General features: G+C 60.4%; 14 protein-coding genes. 6 read left to right on the top strand and 8 right to left on the bottom strand.

Going from position 1 to position 17944, the window contains the following annotated elements:
* Positions 1-252 precede the first annotated feature (252 nt).
* The 4 genes from CSV91_RS08305 to CSV91_RS08295 form a co-directional block, all read right to left on the bottom strand.
* Positions 253-1164 carry an ROK family protein gene (locus tag CSV91_RS08305; protein ID WP_099432503.1) on the bottom strand — a complete coding sequence of 304 codons (912 nt, stop codon included), beginning with the start codon at positions 1162-1164 and terminating at the stop codon, positions 253-255.
* Between the two features lie 111 nt (positions 1165-1275).
* Positions 1276-1464: a DUF5605 domain-containing protein gene (locus CSV91_RS10225; RefSeq protein WP_117778724.1), complete on the bottom strand. Its 189-nt coding sequence runs from the start codon at positions 1462-1464 to the stop codon at positions 1276-1278.
* A gap of 107 nt (positions 1465-1571) precedes the next feature.
* A complete protein-coding gene (locus CSV91_RS08300) occupies positions 1572-2885 on the bottom strand; it encodes an apiosidase-like domain-containing protein (protein ID WP_099432502.1) in 1314 nt (437 codons plus the stop codon).
* Between the two features lie 208 nt (positions 2886-3093).
* A complete protein-coding gene (locus tag CSV91_RS08295; RefSeq protein WP_099432501.1) occupies positions 3094-4521 on the bottom strand; it encodes a PTS transporter subunit EIIC in 1428 nt (475 codons plus the stop codon).
* Positions 4522-5011: 490 nt separating this feature from the next.
* Between CSV91_RS08295 and CSV91_RS08290 the strand changes: the two genes are divergently transcribed.
* Both CSV91_RS08290 and CSV91_RS08285 read left to right on the top strand, forming a co-directional pair.
* Complete coding sequence (locus tag CSV91_RS08290; RefSeq protein WP_099432500.1) at positions 5012-6349, top strand: prolyl oligopeptidase family serine peptidase; 1338 nt, start codon at positions 5012-5014, stop codon at positions 6347-6349.
* Positions 6350-6615: 266 nt separating this feature from the next.
* Positions 6616-8127, top strand: coding sequence for a nucleoside hydrolase-like domain-containing protein (locus CSV91_RS08285; protein WP_099432499.1), 1512 nt, complete (start codon positions 6616-6618; stop codon positions 8125-8127).
* 287 nt (positions 8128-8414) lie between these two features.
* On the opposite strand, the gene CSV91_RS08280 is transcribed toward CSV91_RS08285, so the two are convergent.
* Both CSV91_RS08280 and CSV91_RS08275 read right to left on the bottom strand, forming a co-directional pair.
* On the bottom strand, positions 8415-9836 hold the full coding sequence (locus CSV91_RS08280) for a PTS transporter subunit EIIC (RefSeq protein WP_099432498.1): 1422 nt from the start codon (positions 9834-9836) through the stop codon (positions 8415-8417).
* A gap of 158 nt (positions 9837-9994) precedes the next feature.
* Complete coding sequence (locus CSV91_RS08275) at positions 9995-10837, bottom strand: PRD domain-containing protein (RefSeq protein ID WP_172622471.1); 843 nt, start codon at positions 10835-10837, stop codon at positions 9995-9997.
* Between the two features lie 588 nt (positions 10838-11425).
* On the opposite strand from CSV91_RS08275, the gene CSV91_RS08270 reads away from it, so the two are divergent.
* The 4 genes from CSV91_RS08270 (at position 11426) to CSV91_RS08255 (ending at position 15723) form a co-directional block, all read left to right on the top strand.
* Positions 11426-12163, top strand: a complete 738-nt coding sequence (locus CSV91_RS08270; RefSeq protein WP_099432496.1) for a DUF4428 domain-containing protein — start codon at positions 11426-11428, stop codon at positions 12161-12163.
* A 24-nt stretch (positions 12164-12187) separates the two neighbouring features.
* On the top strand, positions 12188-13510 hold the full coding sequence (locus CSV91_RS08265; RefSeq protein ID WP_099432495.1) for a hypothetical protein: 1323 nt from the start codon (positions 12188-12190) through the stop codon (positions 13508-13510).
* A gap of 48 nt (positions 13511-13558) precedes the next feature.
* Positions 13559-14800, top strand: a complete 1242-nt coding sequence (locus CSV91_RS08260) for an SPFH domain-containing protein (protein WP_089573532.1) — start codon at positions 13559-13561, stop codon at positions 14798-14800.
* A gap of 80 nt (positions 14801-14880) precedes the next feature.
* Positions 14881-15723 (top strand): hypothetical protein, encoded by an 843-nt coding sequence (locus CSV91_RS08255; protein ID WP_099432494.1) that lies wholly within the window; start codon positions 14881-14883, stop codon positions 15721-15723.
* Positions 15724-15832: 109 nt separating this feature from the next.
* Here the strand turns inward: CSV91_RS08255 and CSV91_RS08250 are convergent, their stop codons facing one another.
* Complete coding sequence (locus CSV91_RS08250; protein ID WP_099432493.1) at positions 15833-16453, bottom strand: response regulator transcription factor; 621 nt, start codon at positions 16451-16453, stop codon at positions 15833-15835.
* Positions 16450-17943, bottom strand: coding sequence for a sensor histidine kinase (locus CSV91_RS08245; protein ID WP_099432492.1), 1494 nt, complete (start codon positions 17941-17943; stop codon positions 16450-16452). The genes CSV91_RS08250 and CSV91_RS08245 overlap by 4 nt, the downstream gene beginning before the upstream one ends.
* Position 17944 lies beyond the last annotated feature (1 nt).

The raw sequence follows: 17944 nt of genomic DNA, 5'->3' as shown, positions 1-17944 counted from the left end.
GACCCAGAAGGGGCGCGCGCGGTCTCTAGCTCGACAAAGAGTGTCCCCAACTGCCACTCATTTAAGTACGTCCCCAATGAGTGCAAGTGCCGCAAGTGCCAATCAAATGACGAGAGTGGATAATCTCCCACTTTGAGCCCGCATGCAGGCCAAAAACGGGAGATTATCCACTCTCATTCTGTGGGTAGTCATTGGGGACGTTCTTAAACGACTAGTCAAACAAGAACGTCCCCAATGACTATGTCCAATGCGCTACACCAGGCGTATGGCCTCCTGGACGGCACCGTAAAGGTTGGCGTCGTTGCCGAGCTCGGCCGCCTTTATCTGCGGCACAGGAATGCCGGCAAGGGTCCCTTCGTAACTCGCGAGGGCCAGCGGCATCTGCGCACGCAGGGCATCAACGAGCTCGGGATGGCACGAGATGCCGCCTGCGATCACAAAGACCTCGGGGTCGAGCACGGCCTGCAGGTTGATGAGCTGTCCGTCAAAGGCGCGAGCGTAGCGGTCGAGTGCGCGCTGCGCCGCCATGTCACCACTCGCGATCCACTCAAAGACGCGGCGGCCGTCCACCGGAGAACCCGCAGGCAGGCCCTTCTCGGCAACGGCAGCATCGCGGAGCGCACGCCAACCGCCCGAATCGGCAAAGGAGTTTCCCATGTTCGCGGCAGTCGTGACATCGTTGCGCAAGAAGCTGAACTCGCCTGCAAAGCAGTGCGCGCCGCGCAGGACCTTGCCGTCGATGACGATACCGCCGCCGATGCCCGTGCCGATAGCGAGCACCACGCCAAAACGCGTCCCGCGCAGAGCGCCAGCCGCATACTCACCGAGTGCACAGCACTTACCGTCGTTATTGACGGCAATCGGCACCCCCAGTGCCTCGCGCATGAGCTTTCCGAGCGGACAGCCATCCATAAACGTGAGCGCACCACCGCGATGGATCGTTCCTGTGACATCTCCCTCGTAGATGCCGCCGGGCGCACTCACGCCCACGGCGCTCACGCGCTCGCGATACGGCTCGACGAGCGAGATCAGCGCCGCGACCGTCTCCTCAGCCGTGGTAAAGCCCGTCGGCAGGCTTCCGCGCTCGCGGATGGAAAAATCCTCGCCCAGCACAGCCCATTTAACGGCCGTACCGCCCACATCGATTCCAAAAAACTCCTGCATGTTCACTCCTTACAAGCGTAGCCCCGGACGCGCATCGCCGCGACCATCACAGGGGCTACCCCCCTGCGATGGTCGTGCAGCAAGTCACGCCCGGTGCCGATTATCTCTGTTTTACGCCTCTAATTTGGTCAGGCGAAGCATCATATACTGCTTACTTGGGAGATCGATGCGGAACTTGCCCTCAAAGGTTCCGGGAAGCTCCTCCTCCGTCATGCCCCATGTGTCCACGACACTCACCTTGTATCGAGCGCCCGACTCGCCCTCAAACTCACGAGACCACTCATTTAAGTACGTCCCCAATGAGCGTGGCGGAATGGCTCCCCTTGGCAGCTTAAAGCCGTCATGCAGCAACCATTCCGTCGCAGCCTAATGAAAGGGACTGGGTTGTAAATGTTGGAGAAGAGCCGTTAGCGCCCGGGGGTCAGGATCACCAGAGCGTCGTGCTCAAAGGGATGCTGAGCCACGCGCACGGTGCCGTCACCGTTATCGCGGACGGGCAGCTTGGCGATGCGCTTGTCCTCCATGTCGAGGACCGTCGCCGTCCAGCCGCGCGCGCCGTCGAGCTTAAACTTGAGCGCCGTGGTGCGCGGCAGGTACGTGACCACGCGATCGCCAACGCGCGCCACACGAATGGCCTCGCGCGCGTCATCGAGGAGCTCCTGCGCCGGAACCACGGCAAGCGCGTCGTCGGCAGCCGTGGCACCCAGGCCGGCAAGCACATGCTCAATCGCGCCAAAGTCCCACACGCCCGCAAACTGCAGGCACTCTTGCCAGCGGAACGGCATGTCGAAGCCCTCGCCCAGCACCGAGCCTTGGCTGCGCGATGTCTGCCAGTTCCAAACGCCGTGCGCGCCGTAAGTTACGCCGGCACTGGCACCGGCAAGAATCGACGACCATACGCTCGCGCGGCAATCCTGCGCGGTGAAGCGCCAGTACACATTGCGCGACGCACCCATCTGCTCGTAACAAGGCTCAGAGTTGACCATCGGCTTTTTAGGGTAGTTGGCGATAAAGTCCTGCGGCAGACGCCATGCCTCGGGCTGGCCCTCGTAGTTGTGGCCGGGCTGGAACATATAAAAGTCCAGACGGTCCAGATACTGCGCCGGAATGGTGCGATTGGCGCGGTTGATATGCATGGTGCGCAGCGCCTCGGGCGCGCGCTTGACGACCTCGTCGAGCGCGTCCTCGTAATAGGCGATCGCCTCGTCGCCGGCAAAGTCGGTATCGCCCGTCACCACGTAGACGGGGTTGAACTCGCCCAGGTTCTCGACGACGCGGGCAACGTGGGCACGGACCTCCTCACGCGGCATAACCTCGGCGCCGCAACGCTCGGCGATCTTGGCACCCCAGGTACCGGGCACGTAGTTGCACCACATAAGCACGAGCGCCGGACGGATGCCGTGCTCGACGGCAGCACGGCACATGGCGGCGGCGCGGTCCCAATATGCCTGGTTGGGACGGGACCAATCAAAGTGCACGCCGTCCTCGCTGGCATAGGGCCAAATGCCCAGGTCGGGGCAGCAGCGATCCCACTGCGGCAGCGTGTTGATCTGCAGCACATTCATGCCCTGCTCGGCACGGCGGGTCAGGTAGTAGTCCCAGTCATCCTCGGCAATGCTCGTAAATGCGCTCCAGCACGTATCGGCAAACCAGAAGAACGGTTTGCCCTCGCACAAAAAGCCGTCCTGGCGACCGTTGACGGTCAGCTTTCCCAAACTCATCTGCATGTCCTTTCGTTTGATAAAGGATTTGCGAACCGCTGGGGGCTTTCGCGGTAACCCCGTGCGAAAGCCCCCGCCGCTTGGCAAACCCTCGCGGGCGAATCCCGTCCGCCCCATCAGTCTACCTTGCAAGAAGGGCCCCGCCGGGCTTACGCCTGACGGGGCCCTGTCGTGTAGGTGAGGTCATATGTGACCGAACGGTTTGGCCTTAGGCCTCCATCTCGGCGAGTTCCTCCTTGGAGAAGCCGCAGACAAAGACGACGGCAGCGGCGATGACAAAGGAGATTGCCATACCGACGATAGCCCAGACGGTGTTCATCTGGCCACCCTGCAGGTAGTTGGTGAAGACCAGGAAGTTGGACGCACCGCCTGCGAGGTAGTAGGTAACACCCATGAGGCCGGAGAACACAGCGCCGATGGCACCGCCGATGAACATGCCGAGCATGGTGCGACGGAAGCGCATGAGGATACCGAAGAGCGCAGGCTCGGTAACGCCGCCGGCGATGGCGGAGATGACGTAACCGATGGCAAGGGACTTCTCGTCGGGGTTCTTCATCTTGAGGAAGGCACCGAAGGCGCAGCCCCAGACAGCGGCCATAGCGCAGTTGGTGGAAACGAAGACGAAGGGATCGTAGCCGGCGGCGATGATCTGAACCTGAGCGAGCAGGATGACGGGCATGTGCATGCCGCAGACCACGAAGAGCTGCCAGAAGGCACCGAGGACGGCCATGACGATCAGGATACCGATGCCGCCAAGGTCAGCAAGGCCGAAGAGGGCGTTAGCGATCAGCGTACCGATCTCGTTGCCGATCGGGGCGAGGACGATGAAGGCGATGGGGATGGTGACGATCATGGTGCAGAACGGCGTGAAGACCGTGGACAGCACGTCGGGCATGACCTTCTTAAAGAACTTCTCGATGAAGTAGAGGACGGGCACCGAAAGGATGATCGGCAGGACGGACTGCTGATAGTTGGCAGCGGCGATCTGGATGCCGTAGACGGAGATGATTCCGCCGCCCTCCTGGGTGGCGACGCTCACCACGGAAGGAGCCATGAGGGCGCCACCGAGCAGCATGCCGAGCACGGGGCTGGCGCCGAGCTTCTTAGCCGCGGCATAACCCAGGTAGATGGGGATAAAGGTGAACGTGGCCTCGTACAGCGTGGTGTAGAGGAACGTATAGGTCGGGTCGTCGGCCGAGAGCACACCGAGCATGGTGGGGCCGAGGACGGCCGCGATGGTACGGAACAGACCGCCGGCCATGAGCAGCGGGATGAGCTGGGTCATGGAGCCCGACAGATAGTCAAGGATGATGTTCGGCAGGTTCTTGAGCTCGAACTTCTGCTTGGAAGCATCGAGGTTCTCGTCGACGGCGGCACCCTGCTTGACGCCAGAGATGGCGACGAACTCGGCGAGCACCTTGGGCACGTTCTGGCCGATGATGACCTGGAGCTGGCTGCCGGCGAACTGGCATCCCAGAACACCCTTGACCTTCTTGATCTTCTCCACGTCGGCCTTGTTGTTGTCCTTGAGCGTCAGACGCAGGCGCGTCATGCAGTTGGTGGCGACGGAAACATTCTCCGCACCGCCCACGAGCTCGAGGACATCGGTGGCAATCTGCTTGTTATCTACTGCCATGGGACCCCTCCCCATATCTTCGTGTGCCAGCCCCCTTGGGCTTAGGCACGCCTTTGGCCCGGCGACTATAACCCCTTACGGTTGCCGGACCCTTGGATACGCTTTTGTAAACAAGGTGTTTACTGAACGTTTACGGGCTTTAGTTTACACGGAGCGCCGAATTTATGGCAATTTTGCCGTCTACAGTCCGGTGAACGGTAGGAAATCGGGGGTGAACGTATTTGAATGGCGGGAAATGGTCTCTTTGACCCTCTATTGATATATAGCCATTTACGTGGGATTTTATTTTGATGAACACCTCACTGATCTGTTAACTCATCAACAGAATCCCTGCTAGAAGCTAGTAAACATATGTTTAGTGGTTCACGACGTGTTCAATTTTGCCGTTTACCGAGTTCATCTGGTTATTCTTCAATTCTAGATTACACTAAACATGTTTAGTTTGTATTGCCGCAGATGCCAGGCATTCGCGGCGTAAGGGAGGCAGCTCATGGAGCTCAAATTGTGTACCTACGCAACCGTCACCACCTTGGGCGACTTTGGCCCCTGGATCAGCAAGGTCGTACTCGACCTGCCCTGCACCGTGCGCGCCAACGACATCGACGCGAACACCTTCCATATATATGTAGAGCGTCACGAGCGCTCGGGCGAGGTTCTGATGCGCAAGGAGCGCGGCGCCGACCATGCCGCGCCCTCCGTGGGTTACATCGACATTCTCGCCGCATATCCGTGCGACGAGAACGGACGTAAGCTCGCCGTGGGCACCCATGTGGCGCTCGAGGTCGCCGAGCAGCGCCTGACCAAGACCATCGAAGGCGGCGTCATGGGCTCGCGCATGCTCGATGACCAGCTGCGCATCACGCAGCTCACAGCTCTTCCCGGCAACGACGGCGACGATCCCACCTGCGGCCTGGTCTTCGACACCTGCCGTGGCGATATCTGCCCCGCGCTCAAAGGCTGGAGCAACGCCACGCAAAAGACCGCCGTTGACGGCATCGCGCTCGAATACGGCTTCTTTGAGCCCAGCTTTAAGGCCGAAGACTCGGCATGCTTCAACCCCTTTGCGCCCGAGGCGACGGTCGTGCCCCAAAAGGCACCGCTCGTGGTGTATCTGCACGGCGCCGGCGAGGGCAAGGGCGCCACGCAAGGCGAAGGCGCTACGCGCGCCTATATCGGCAACCGCGTGACGGCCATTAGCCAGGCGCAGATCCAGCGCTACTTTGGCGGCTTTGCCTGGGTGCTCGTGCCGCAGTCGCCCACGTTTTGGATGGACAACGGCGTCGAGCAACTCGGTCGCTCCAACCAGAGCATCTACTCCTCCGTGCTCAAGGCGCTTATCGACGAGTTTGTCGCCGAGCATGCCGACCGCATCGACACCGACCGCATCGTGGTCGCCGGTCTTTCCAACGGCGGCTTTATGACCCTGCGCCTGTGCGCCGACTACCCCGATTTCTTCGCCGCGGGCCTTCCCTGCTGCGCCCCGTGGTACAACGCCACGGACGAGGACGTGGCCGCGCTCGCCAAGACTCCGCTGTGGTTTACGCACTCCAAGGGCGACGAGCTCGTGCACCCGCAACAGACCGTGCTGCCGCTGTTCGCGCGCCTGCGCGGTGCCGGCGCCAACGTGCATCTCACCTACTTTAGCCATGTCGAAGACCTGACCGGCGTGTATCGCGAAGCCGACGGCTCGGCCAAAAAGACGTTCAACCACGGCGTGTGGATCCACCAATTCAACGACCTGTGTTATCAAGACTTCGACGGGGGCAACGTACTCATCGACGGCGAGCCGGTGGGCTGCTGGGAGTGGTCGGCCAGGGTTTCGAGGTAACCATCCCATCGGCGGCTCTGACCTTTAGTTTTGTAAACGTCCTCGCGCATGAGCCCCGCTTATCCTGCTCCTTCGGAGCATCGGATAAGCGGGGCTCGCGCTGCGGAATGTTTACAAAACTAAAGGTCAGAGCCCCCTAAGTTAACGTTGTTCGAAACGCTGGTCGGCCGCTTCCGGCGGGCCGCCGGGTCGCGGGCGATGGGGGCGTGGGTCCCGTCTTGCCTTGCGCGTAACTGGCTGAATTGATTTTGATTGGAGCTGTTCCTATGTCCCAGAAGTTGACTCGAGTGATTGTTACCACTGATATGGAAGTCGATGATATGAACTCGCTTGTTCATTTGGCTCTGTATCTCAACTTGCTTGATGTTCAGGCTGTGGTGTATACGGCTTCGCAGTATCACTTTCTTGGGGATGGGGTTCATACGCTCGGCGAGGTGAATTCGCATTGGCGGACCAAAGGGCGGCGCTCTTATGAGTGGGCTGTTGTGCCTCATGAACCCGATCCACTGGCAGGGGAGCTTCGTGAGTATCGTCCGTTTCCCGAGCATTGGATTGAGAGCCTCTGGAGCAATGAATATGCCCAGGCTTGGCCGCAGTTGCAGGCAAATGCGGCCGCTGCCGGTGAGCCGCCGTTTCCCACGCCCGCCCAGATGATCGAGCGCACCTTTGTGGGAAATGTTGCCTTTGAGGGTGATGCGCGCGAGGAGACTGAAGGGTCTCACGTCATCGCCGATGCCATCATGGACGATGACCCGCGCACGCTGTGGCTGCTCAGCTGGGGTGGTATGAATACGATCGTTCGCGCCCTCATGAGTATTGCCGAGCGTTATCGCGCCACACCCGAGTGGCCCGCCGTACAGCAGCGGGTCTATCAGAAGGTGCGCGTGATGGGCGTTGCCGATGGCGTGGGACAGGACAACTCGTGGCTCGACCATGGGCGCGAGCTCTTTCCCGAGCTCATCTTTTGGCGTACGCCCTATATGTATGGCAACTATTTCGACGCCAAAACAGCTCAGCCCGATACGCTGCCGCTGTTTAAGGCTCCTTGGCCTGAGCGGAATCTCACGCAGGGCAACGGACCCCTCATGGCACGCTATATGCTCTATGGCGATGGTAAGGTCTACGAAAACGAGCCCGAGCGCTTTCAGTTTGGCAAGCATGCCCGTCTGGATTGGGGCCTGGAAGGCATGCCCGCGGTGCAGTTTGAGCGCGGCGATTTTATGGCCGAAGGCGACAGCATGACCTATATTCCACTGCTTCCGTTTGGCCTGCGCGGTATCGACGACCGCGACTTCGATACGCTGCTGGGCCGCATGTTTCTTGATGGACACCCCGACGCGAGTGCACCTGACGGTTTTGCCGCCATCGGCACGCCCTCAGACGACAATCTCAATCCCTATCTGCGTGCCTATCAGGAAGACTTTGCCGCCCGCGCGCAATGGTGCGCCCATGATCCGGCCATCTGCTCGCATCCGGCGCATGTTGTCGAGGTCACGGCCGACCGCAGCGCCGCAGCCAGCGAGCGCATCGACCTTGCGGCGACCATCGTCGACCCCGACGGCAGGGGCTTCGATGCGCATTGGGATGTCGCCGTAGACCCGTCGAGCTATGCAGGCGTCCAGGATCTGTCGATGTGGCAAGAATGCACGGTAGACACCGCTTTCATCGTGCCCGCCGACGCACGACCCGGCGACCGCTTTGTGCTCGCCCTCACCGTGCAGACGCACGCCGAGCGCCCCTGCACCCGCTACGCTCAGGTCGCCGTGACCGTGGCATAGCAAGGGCGACGCCCACATTCGACAAAGAGTGTCCCCAGGCGCCAAACGAGCGGGGATTTTTGGACACCCAAATGACGAGAGTGGATAATCTCCCACTTTGAGCCCACAAGCAGGCCAAAAACGGGAGATTATCCACTCTCATTCTACGGGTACTCATTGGGGACGTACTTAAATGACTAGTCAGACAAGAACGCCCAAGTGCCAAAAAAGGGGCGCCGTCGGAATATCCCGGCGGTGCCCCTTGCGCTGAACTGTCCCCCAGAGGAGAAAAATACCTGTAGGAAGCGTTACTCCTCGTCAAGCTCGGCCTGGTCGGCCTCGGTGATGCCAAAGAAGAAGGCGAGCACGGCGGAGACGATAAAGGCCACGGCAAAGCAGATGCCAAAGTTGATGAGGTTGCCCATGCCCGGGGTGAGGTAGCCCAGGAACACCAGGAAGTTGGAGTTAGCACCAGGCATGCCCAGCGTCACGCCCAGAATGCCGGCGAGCAGACCAGAGATGGCGCCGCCGATAACCATGCAGGGAATCATACGCTTAAAGCGCATGATGCAGCCAAACAACGCGGGCTCGGTCACGCCACCGAGGATAGCCGAGATGACATAACCAAAGGTCAGGGCCTTCTCCTCCTTATTGCGAATGCGCAACGCGGCTCCAAACACAGCACCCCACACAGCAATCATGGCAAAGTTGGACGCAACAAAGATGAACTTGTCCTCGCCCAACGCCATAAAGGTGGCGAGAGCCGGCATGATCACGGCGATGTGCATACCGGTCAGGACAAACAGCTGCCACAGGCCGCCGACGATGGCCATGGCGATGTAGAAGCCGATACCGGTGCCCGCCATACCAAAGAGGACGGCGGAGAGCAGGTTACCGAGCTCGTTGCCGATAGGACCAAGCACGATAAGCTCGATGGGCACCATAACGACCATCGTAAAGAACGGCGTAAAGACGGTAGACAGAACGTCCGGCACAATCTTCTTAAAAAACTTCTCGACCCAGTAGAGTGCGGCGACCGAAAGCAAGATCGGCAGGACGGTCTGCTGGTAGTTCTGCAGCGGAGCGCTGATGCCATAGACCGTGAGCGAGGTCTCGCCGCTCTGGGCGAGCGCCACGATGTCGGGGCAGATGAGGATACCGCCGCAGAACATGCCGAGAACGGGGCTGGCGCCGATCTTCTTGGCCGCGCTGTAGCCCAGATAGACCGGCAGCAGGTACATGGCCGCGTCAAACAGGTAGGTGTAGAACAGCAGGTAGGTGGGATCAGTCTCGGGCACCAGGTTAAAGACCTGCGGACCGATGAGAGTGCCGATACACTTGAACAGGCCACCGGCCATCAAGATGGGGATCAACGCCACCATGGAGCCGGACAGGTAGTTGAGGATGTTGTTGCCGATCACCTTGGGCGTGAGCTTTTGCTTAGGTGCATCGAGGTTCTCGTCGATTGCGGCGCTCTTGGCAAAGCCGCCCATTGCACACACCTCGTCATAGACCTTGGGCACGTTCTGGCCGATGATGACCTGGTACTGGCCGCCCGACTCCTGGGCGCCGATGACACCCTTGATCTTCTTGACCTTATTGGTATCGGGGATACCGTTGTCCTTGAGCGTGAAACGCAGACGCGTCATGCAGTGCGTCACGCCCGAGACGTTCTCCTTGCCGCCGACGGCTGCAAGCACGTCCTCGGCAATCTTCTTGTTGTCGGCCATAATGACCTCCTTTTCTCGCGGGACCCGCCCGCCGGCACCTCTACGGCGCCCTCAACAACCCGTCGCCCGGCTGCCGCGATTTGTAAGGGGTATGGGGAGCTTCGCGGCGGCCTCAGGCCGGTTTACCTGCAGCGATAACCGACGCTGCTGCGGTATATCTACACCCGGGGGTGCGAGATACGATGAATGTGCATGAGCACGTATAGCTTCTCGGAGTCGCTGATCTGGCATCCAAAATGTTCCTCGATAAGGACACAGGCGTAGTCGAGAACCTCAGCCGAACGGCCCATCTCGCCGCGCACGGTTCCGTAAAGCTCCGCGCCGTCGGTGTTCATGGGCTCACCGGTACGGATACGCCCAAACAAATAGTGGATATGGGTAGCGAAGCGTGCAAACTCAAAGCCGTGGCGGTCGACCTCGATTCCGTAGGTTTTCTCGATCCTTGCGATGATAGCGCCAATGAGACGTTCATCCTCGCGGGCCTCGGCGTCGGTTTCGGCCTCGTTCTCGGGTGCCAGACGCGCGTTGAGCAGGCACATGGCGATCCCCACGCCCTCGCTCTCTGCAAGCTCCACATTGAGGCCATCGAAGATGCGCCTGAGGGCAAAAACGCCCACCTTGTACTCGATGGGATACATCTGCGCCACGTCATAGGCGAGCGGCATCTGCACGGTAATGCCGCGCTTGGCGCGCTGCAGGGCAAAAGTAATGTGGTCTGCAAGGGCGAGCACGGCGTTGTGACTGAGTTCGTAGGGGAGCTCCAGGTCGGCGGCCTGAATGATTTCGGCAGAGACCGCGAGCACGCGGGGCGATAGCTCTTCGAGAAGCGCCAGGTAATGTTCGTCCACGTTGTAGAAGGTGCGCTCGATAGCGGCGAGCGGCAGGTCGCCCGTCTCCTTGTCGATAGCGAAGGCGATGCCCTTGCCAAACGCAACGACGCTTCGACCCTTTGAGTCGGTGCACATAACTGCGTTGTTGTTGATTCGCTTGACGACCTTCACAGTTCTTCCCTTCGGCAACGGCGTTCTACGGCGGCGCATGGCGTGCATGCGCGGGCGCAAATCGACGAGCCGCCCGATCATGCCTCGAAGGGAGTCGCACTCAAGCTGAGCTCTGACTGTTATTTAAGCGTCATTGAATCGCTTTAATAGCGGAATTGTGGCCGCGCCTGGCGAACGGTCGGCATTAATCGGTGAACGGTCGATCCCCTGCGCGGCCGACGCCGCCTCCCGTTTAGAGGTAGCCCCCAGGCAAGGAGTGTCCCCAGGTGCCGGCACAAAAGGAACGTCCCCAAGTGCCAAACGAGCGGGGATTTTTGGACGTCCAAATGACGAGAGTGGATAATCTCCCACTTTGAGCCCACAAGCAGGCCAAAAACGGGAGATTATCCACTCTCATTCTGCGAGCACTCATTGGGGACGTACTTAAATGAGTAGTTTCACTCATTTAAGTACGTCCCCAGCGACTGGTCAAAAATGGGCCATCTGTCCCAGTTGTGGAGACTCGTTGAGCCGTCTGGGTATCGTGAAAGATCGCGCGCTCGCCCATCATCAAAAGTGACACACGCTACCTGTTGATGGGAGGCAGCCATGGGCTTCTTTGACAAGATGTTCGAGAAGAAAGAGTGCGCGATTTGCGGTACCGAGCTGGGGCTTTTGGGAAAGACCAAGATCAACGAAGGCTACCTGTGCAAAGAGTGCGTCGGCAAGCTCTCCCCCTTCTTTGGCGGCTATCGTTCCAGCACCGCGGACGATATCCGCGAGCAACTCGCCTACCGCGAGGCCAATGCCGAACGCCTGGCGTCGTTCAACCCCACGCGCACACTCTCGGCCGGGCGCACCAACATTATGCTCGATGAGGACGCGGGCCTGCTGATCATCACTTCGCAGAGCCGCTGGCGCGACGCCAATCCCGACATCATCGAGTTCTCACAGGTACTCGGCTGCGATATGGATATCGACGAGCACCGGACCGAGATCTATCGCGAGACCAAGGACGGCGAGCGCGAGAGCTACAACCCGCCGCGCTACGACCTGGATTACGACTTTAATCTGACCATCCACGTCAACACGCCGTACTTTACCGAGATCAACCTGTGCGTGAACGACTCCACCATCGATCAGCGCGGGTCCATCGAGTACCGCGAGGCCAAGCGCCAGGCAACCGAAGTCCGCGATGCGCTGGTGCAGCTGCGCCAGGAAACGCGCGACAGCGTCGTGGCCGCCAAGGCCCCCAAGACCGCGGTCACCTGCCCCTTCTGCGGTGCAACCACCATTCCCGATGCCAGTGGGCGCTGCGAATACTGCGGCGGCGCCATCGGCGCATAGCCTCCGGCACGGAAAGGACCGATCATGGCCTTCGAGAGCGTTAACTATCAGTGCCCCGCCTGCGGTGGTCCCCTGCATTTTGCCAGCGCCGAGCAAAAGCTTGTCTGCGACTACTGTGACTCACGCTTTGAAGTCGAAGAAGTCGAGGCCCTCTATCGCGAGCGCCAGGACAAGTCAGATGCCAAAGCCGATGCCGCAGCCGCAGCTCCCAAACCTGCTGCCGACGACGCGGTGCAGGAGCTCGCCCAAAACGCCGGCTACATCTGCTCGTCGTGCGGCGCCGAGCTCGTGTCCGACGGCACCGTCGCCGTCACCACCTGCCCGTACTGCGGTAACTCCGCCGTGGCGCCCGGCCAGCTCTCTGGCGACTTCTCGCCCGACCTGGTGATTCCGTTTAAGCTCGGGCGCGACGACGTCACGGCCGCACTCAAGGAACACTACAAGGGCAAAATCTTGCTGCCCAAGAGCTTTGTCACCGGCAACCACATCGACGAGGTCCAAGGTGTCTACGTGCCGTTTTGGCTCTACGGCGCCCGCGTTGACGGCGAAGTGTACTTTGACGCGACCAACGAGACCGTGACCGAGGAATCCGACCGCACCGTCACGACCACCGACCACTACGATGCCTACCGCAAGGGCAATATCTCGTTTAAGCGCGTGCCCGTCGACGGATCGTCCAAGATGCCCGACGGCCACATGGACGCCATCGAGCCGTTTGACTACGACGCGTTGCGCCCGTTCTCGGTCGCCTATATGCCCGGCTACATCGCCAACCGTTACGATGAGGATTGCGAGACGTGCAAGGCGCGCGCCGAGCGCCGCATGGAGGAGAGCACGATCTCGGCCCTGCGCGAGACCGTCGTCGACGAATACGACGATGCCACGGTCGAAAGCAAGCAGCTCGACTACACCTGGGAAGACAGCGACTACGCCCTGTTCCCCGTCTGGATGCTCTCCACCTCGTGGAACGGCAAGAGCTACCTGTTTGCCATGAACGGCCAGACCGGCCGCTTGGTCGGCGAGCTCCCCTGCTCCAAGCCCAAGCTCGCCATCGCCTCGGTGCTGTTCTTTGTGATCGGATTTGTCCTCTCCCAGATTCTCTTTATGGGCGAGAACGCCTTCGATCCGGATTACCTCGCCTTTGATATCGAGGGCATCCTCATCAACATCATCGCGCCGCTGATCATCGTGATTATCGGAGACGTGCTACTGGTAGGCCAGCTCAAGACGGCCAACGAGGCCACCCACGCCGACGAGTACTGCGGCGAGCTCGACCTGACCGAGAAGCACGACACCTTCAGCCACACCGAGACCACCGTTGTCATGAAAGACGACAAGGACGACTAAGCAATCCAACCAATACCACCCGGCCTTTGACGAGAAAGGAAGATCACCATGGGACTCTTGAAAGCTGGATTGGGAGCTGCCGGCGGCGTCATGGCCGACCAGTGGAAGGAATTTATCTACTGCGAATCGATGCCTGCTGACGTCTTGGCCTGCAAGGGCAGCAAACGCACCGGTGGCCGCAGCTCCAACACGCGCGGCGAGGACAACGTCATCTCCAACGGCTCCGTCATCGCCGTCAACGACGGCCAGGGCATGCTCGTGGTGCAAAACGGCAAGATCATCGAAGTCGCACTGGAGCCCGGTGAGTTCGTCTTCGATACCGGCAGCGAGCCGAGCGTCTTTAGCGGCAACCTAGGCGATTCCATCAAGGAGACCTTCGCCAATATCGGCAGCCGCTTTACCTTTGGCGGCGACGCGGGCAAGGACCAGCGCGTCTACTTCATCAACACCAAGGAGATCATCGGCAACAAGTACGGCACCGCCTCGCCCGTGCCCTTCCGCGTGGTCGATAACAACATTGGCCTGGACGTTGACATCTCCGTGCGCTGCAACGGCGAGTACTCGTACCGCATCACCAACCCGCTGCTGTTCTACACCAACGTGTGCGGCAACGTGACCGATAGCTACACGCGCGACAAGATCGACAGCCAGCTTAAGTCCGAGCTGCTCACCGCCCTGCAGCCCGCCTTTGCCAAGATCTCGGAAATGGGCATCCGCTACAGCGCCATCCCCGGCCACACCACCGAGCTCGCCCGCGCGCTCAACGAGGTCCTCTCTGCCGATTGGCGTGACCTGCGCGGCGTCGAGATTGTGAGCTTTGGCGTCAACTCCATCGCCGCCTCACAAGAGGACGAGCAGATGATCAAGGATCTGCAGAAAGCCGCGGTCATGCGCGATCCCACCATGGCGGCAGCCAACATTGCCAGCGCCCAGAGCGACGCAATGCGCGCGGCAGCCGCCAATCCCAACGGCGCGATGGCAGGCTTTATGGGCATGGGCATGGCAGGTGGCATGGGCGGCATGAACGCCAGCCAGCTGTTCGCCGCCGGCCAGGCACAGCAGCAGGCCGCCCCGCAGCCGGCTCCGGCACCCGCCCCCGCACCGGCTCCTGCCGCTGCCCCCGCGGCCGGCACATGGACCTGCAGCTGCGGCGCCACCAACACCGGCAAGTTCTGCTCCGAGTGTGGCAGTCCCGCACCCGCCCCGGCACCGGCCAAGTGGTTCTGCCCCAACTGCGGCAGCGAAAACGGCGGCAAGTTCTGCAGCAACTGCGGAACGCCCAGGCCCTAGCCCCTCTATCTGGTAATTGGCGGGGGATCCGCCACCCCCGCATTTGCTTCTATGGGTTTCGTTCGATAAAGGAGGACACCATGAAGACAACGTTCAAAAAGTCCGTACTCGCATTTCTGACATGCGTCCTTGCGCTCGCCTTTGCCCTGACGGGCTGCAGCGGCGGCGGCAAAGACCCCAAGGCCAACTTCGTCGGCAGCTGGGAACTCTCGGGTGGAACCCTGGAGGGCGAAGAACTGACCGATGAGTACATGAAGATGCTCGAGGATTGGGGTGTGCACTGCGTCCTGATTCTCGATGAGGACGGTACAGGCGCCCTCGACCTGTTCCTTGAAGTCGTCGACCTTAAATGGGAGGCAAAGGACGCCACCACCGTAACCATCACCGCCGAAGACGAGTCGCATGACATGAAGCTCAAGGACGGCAAGCTCATCCTCGAAGAGGATGACGGCAATCTTGTCTTTACCAAGTCCGACAAGGACCTGTCCGGCACGGTGAAGAAGGATCGCGAGGCGGCCGAGAAGGAAGAAGAGATCGACGAGGCCGTCGAAGACGACGACGTCCAGAAGATTGAAATCTCCCCCGCCGTCACCGTTGCCGATGACGACCTGTGCACCATAACCATCACCGAGAAGTTCAAGGACGAGTGGGGCGACATCGGTTTTGTCGTCAACATCACCAACAAGAGCGACAAGGACCTGACCTTCTACGCTCCTTCCGGCAAGACCAACGTCAACGGCACCATGAAGGAACCCTGGTTCTCGGCTCACCTGATGCCCGGCACCAACGCCACCGAGGAATTCACGTTCTCGAGCGGCGAGCTTGACAGCCTTGACGACCTGGTCAACACGACCATCGGCATCGACGCCTACCTGACCGATTCCTACGAGGACGTCGCCTCCTACAGCGCAACCATCGCGTAGCGGTAGACCACGACAGCCGCGGATTGGCGGACACATCCGCGCACACCAGACGGGGCCGCAGGAGATGATCCTGCGGCCCCGCCGCTTTTATGCCGATGCGTAACGAGCGTTAGCGCTCCATGTTGGGAACGATGCTACCCTCGGTCACCGCATGCACGGCCAGGCGCATGATGTTGTCGTAGCCGGTCTTGCTCAGGATCTCCGAGATGCGGCGCTTGATGGTGCCCTCACTCATAAACAGCTCGGCCGCGATCTCGCGACGACTTTTGCCCTCGCAGGCAAGGCGCAAAATCGATAGCTCGACATCGTCGAGGGCTGCCGTGCCCGAAAAAATGCTCTCGGGCGGCTTGGGAAACGTGCAGTAGCCAGCCAACGTGGAGCGCATCACGGCGAACAGCTCGTCGATACCGACGTTCTTGTACACAAAGCTATCGACGCCCGCCTCGCGGGCCTGATCGACAAAGGTGATCTCGGGCATGCCTGTCATGATAATGATGCGACACTCGGGCAGCTGCTCCTTGATGCGTGCCGCCGCCACGATGCCGTTTGAATCGTGTTCGGTGCACACGTCCATCAGTATCATGTCCGGGCGCTCCTTGAGCGCGACACCCAAGGCCTCGGAGGCATCGGCGATCGCGGCAACGACGGTCATATCGGGCTGGTCGCCAACGGAGCGCGCCAGGCTCTCGCGCAGGATGGCCTGATCTTCGACAATTAACACGCGGATCATGAGTTTCTCCTTTGGGACGTGTCGTTGGCGTTAAGCGGAATGGATACCGTAAGCGTAAAGGGCGGGGTGGCGTGGACCTCTAGGCTGCCACCCAGATCTTGCGCGACATGCCTCATACCTGGGATACCCGTTCCCTCGCGATACGATACGGGGGCCGGGGACCCGTCGTTAGAAATCGTCATGTGCGCGACGGCGTCAGCATCCGTCCCCTCCTGCCACAAGCGCACATGGACCCGATGCGCCTGCGCATGCTTGGTGGCATTGGTCGAGGCCTCGCGGATAATCTGCAAAAAGGCTGCCGCGACACGCACGTCGCTTGGCAGCTCGCCCTCCACATCGATCTGCACGCTCACCAGGCCAAAGGCATGGACGATATCGCCCAGTTGCTCTGCCGGTTCGGTGTCGCCCCCGCTGCGCAGATCGGCAGCGATTGAGCGCAGCAGCGGGTCGATCTGCTCGAGTGACTCGTCATCCAGGCGCCCCTCCTCCAGATAGCGATGGAGGATGGACAGGCGCTGCCCGATCACGTCGTGCACGCGAGCGCGCATGCGCAGGTAGGCCGCATTGTCGGCAACTTTTTTGACTTCCTCGATCTGGGCCTGGAGCTCTTGACCCGCGAGCTCAAGCAGGTGGTTGGCTTGCGCCAAACGATCGTGAGCATGCGCGTACTCTGTTACATCCAAACCGATAATGCGCTCGAAGAGGCGGCCAGAAACCATAACGTCATCGTGCACAAACAAGCGAATCTCGGCGGGAGAAACCTCGACCACAACGCGCGCCTCACCAAAGCGGTCCAAATTGATGCGCACGCGGCTCTGGCTGCTTTCGGGCATTTGCATGCTGAGCTTGCGCAGGTCGTTCCATGTACCGCTCATATCGCCTAGGTCGGTGGGCATATGAAGCTCCACCAGGTTTTTGCGCATGCAGCGGTTCATGAGCAGTGGACGGCCCCTCGAGTCCAGATACAGGATGCCCACGGGAATCACGTTGATGGTTTCGATCGTCGAGAACGCGGTGATATCCTCCTGGCGGTTACGGACGTCCATCAAGAGCGCCGCGACGGAACGGAACAGGAAGAACGCTCCCTCTGCGATAAGGACAACGGCCCACACCGAGCCCATGGCAAAAACCACCGGCGGTGTCACGGCGCCAACAAGCAGCAGCTCGGCCAGCATGACAGGGCGACGATAGTGCACCATAAGGACCACGCCATAGGCAAAGATCGCGGCATTGAGCCACAGCACTCCGCCCATTGCCCTGGCGCAAACGTCAAGCGGCGCCACCAGATACGAGCCAGACGACGCGAATAAGATGAGCGCCGAAATCATCAGGTGAAGCACAAGGCTCGTCTCGTAGGCGCAAATCACCTTACGGTTATAGGACGAGCGGCGCGATGCGATGAGCGGGACGTGGATCATCTGCAGACACGCAGCCAGGGCAAAGACAACATCGAGCGCAACGATTTGGGGAAGGATGAACGAAATCTGCATC

Source organism: Collinsella aerofaciens, assembly GCF_002736145.1.
In the GTDB taxonomy this organism is placed as follows: domain Bacteria; phylum Actinomycetota; class Coriobacteriia; order Coriobacteriales; family Coriobacteriaceae; genus Collinsella; species Collinsella aerofaciens_A.
This window is presented reverse-complemented; position numbering and strand designations above follow the sequence as displayed.

Excerpts from the sequence above, each read along its gene's own strand:
- CSV91_RS08305 (WP_099432503.1), bottom strand. The coding sequence starts at position 1,164 with ATGCAGGAGTTTTTTGGAATCGATGTGGGCGGTACGGCCGTTAAATGG.
- CSV91_RS08300 (WP_099432502.1), bottom strand. The coding sequence starts at position 2,885 with ATGAGTTTGGGAAAGCTGACCGTCAACGGTCGCCAGGACGGCTTTTTG.
- CSV91_RS08295 (WP_099432501.1), bottom strand. The coding sequence starts at position 4,521 with ATGGCAGTAGATAACAAGCAGATTGCCACCGATGTCCTCGAGCTCGTG.
- CSV91_RS08290 (WP_099432500.1), top strand. The coding sequence starts at position 5,012 with ATGGAGCTCAAATTGTGTACCTACGCAACCGTCACCACCTTGGGCGAC.
- CSV91_RS08285 (WP_099432499.1), top strand. The coding sequence starts at position 6,616 with ATGTCCCAGAAGTTGACTCGAGTGATTGTTACCACTGATATGGAAGTC.
- CSV91_RS08280 (WP_099432498.1), bottom strand. The coding sequence starts at position 9,836 with ATGGCCGACAACAAGAAGATTGCCGAGGACGTGCTTGCAGCCGTCGGC.
- CSV91_RS08270 (WP_099432496.1), top strand. The coding sequence starts at position 11,426 with ATGGGCTTCTTTGACAAGATGTTCGAGAAGAAAGAGTGCGCGATTTGC.
- CSV91_RS08265 (WP_099432495.1), top strand. The coding sequence starts at position 12,188 with ATGGCCTTCGAGAGCGTTAACTATCAGTGCCCCGCCTGCGGTGGTCCC.
- CSV91_RS08260 (WP_089573532.1), top strand. The coding sequence starts at position 13,559 with ATGGGACTCTTGAAAGCTGGATTGGGAGCTGCCGGCGGCGTCATGGCC.
- CSV91_RS08255 (WP_099432494.1), top strand. The coding sequence starts at position 14,881 with ATGAAGACAACGTTCAAAAAGTCCGTACTCGCATTTCTGACATGCGTC.
- CSV91_RS08250 (WP_099432493.1), bottom strand. The coding sequence starts at position 16,453 with ATGATCCGCGTGTTAATTGTCGAAGATCAGGCCATCCTGCGCGAGAGC.
- CSV91_RS08245 (WP_099432492.1), bottom strand. The coding sequence starts at position 17,943 with ATGCAGATTTCGTTCATCCTTCCCCAAATCGTTGCGCTCGATGTTGTC.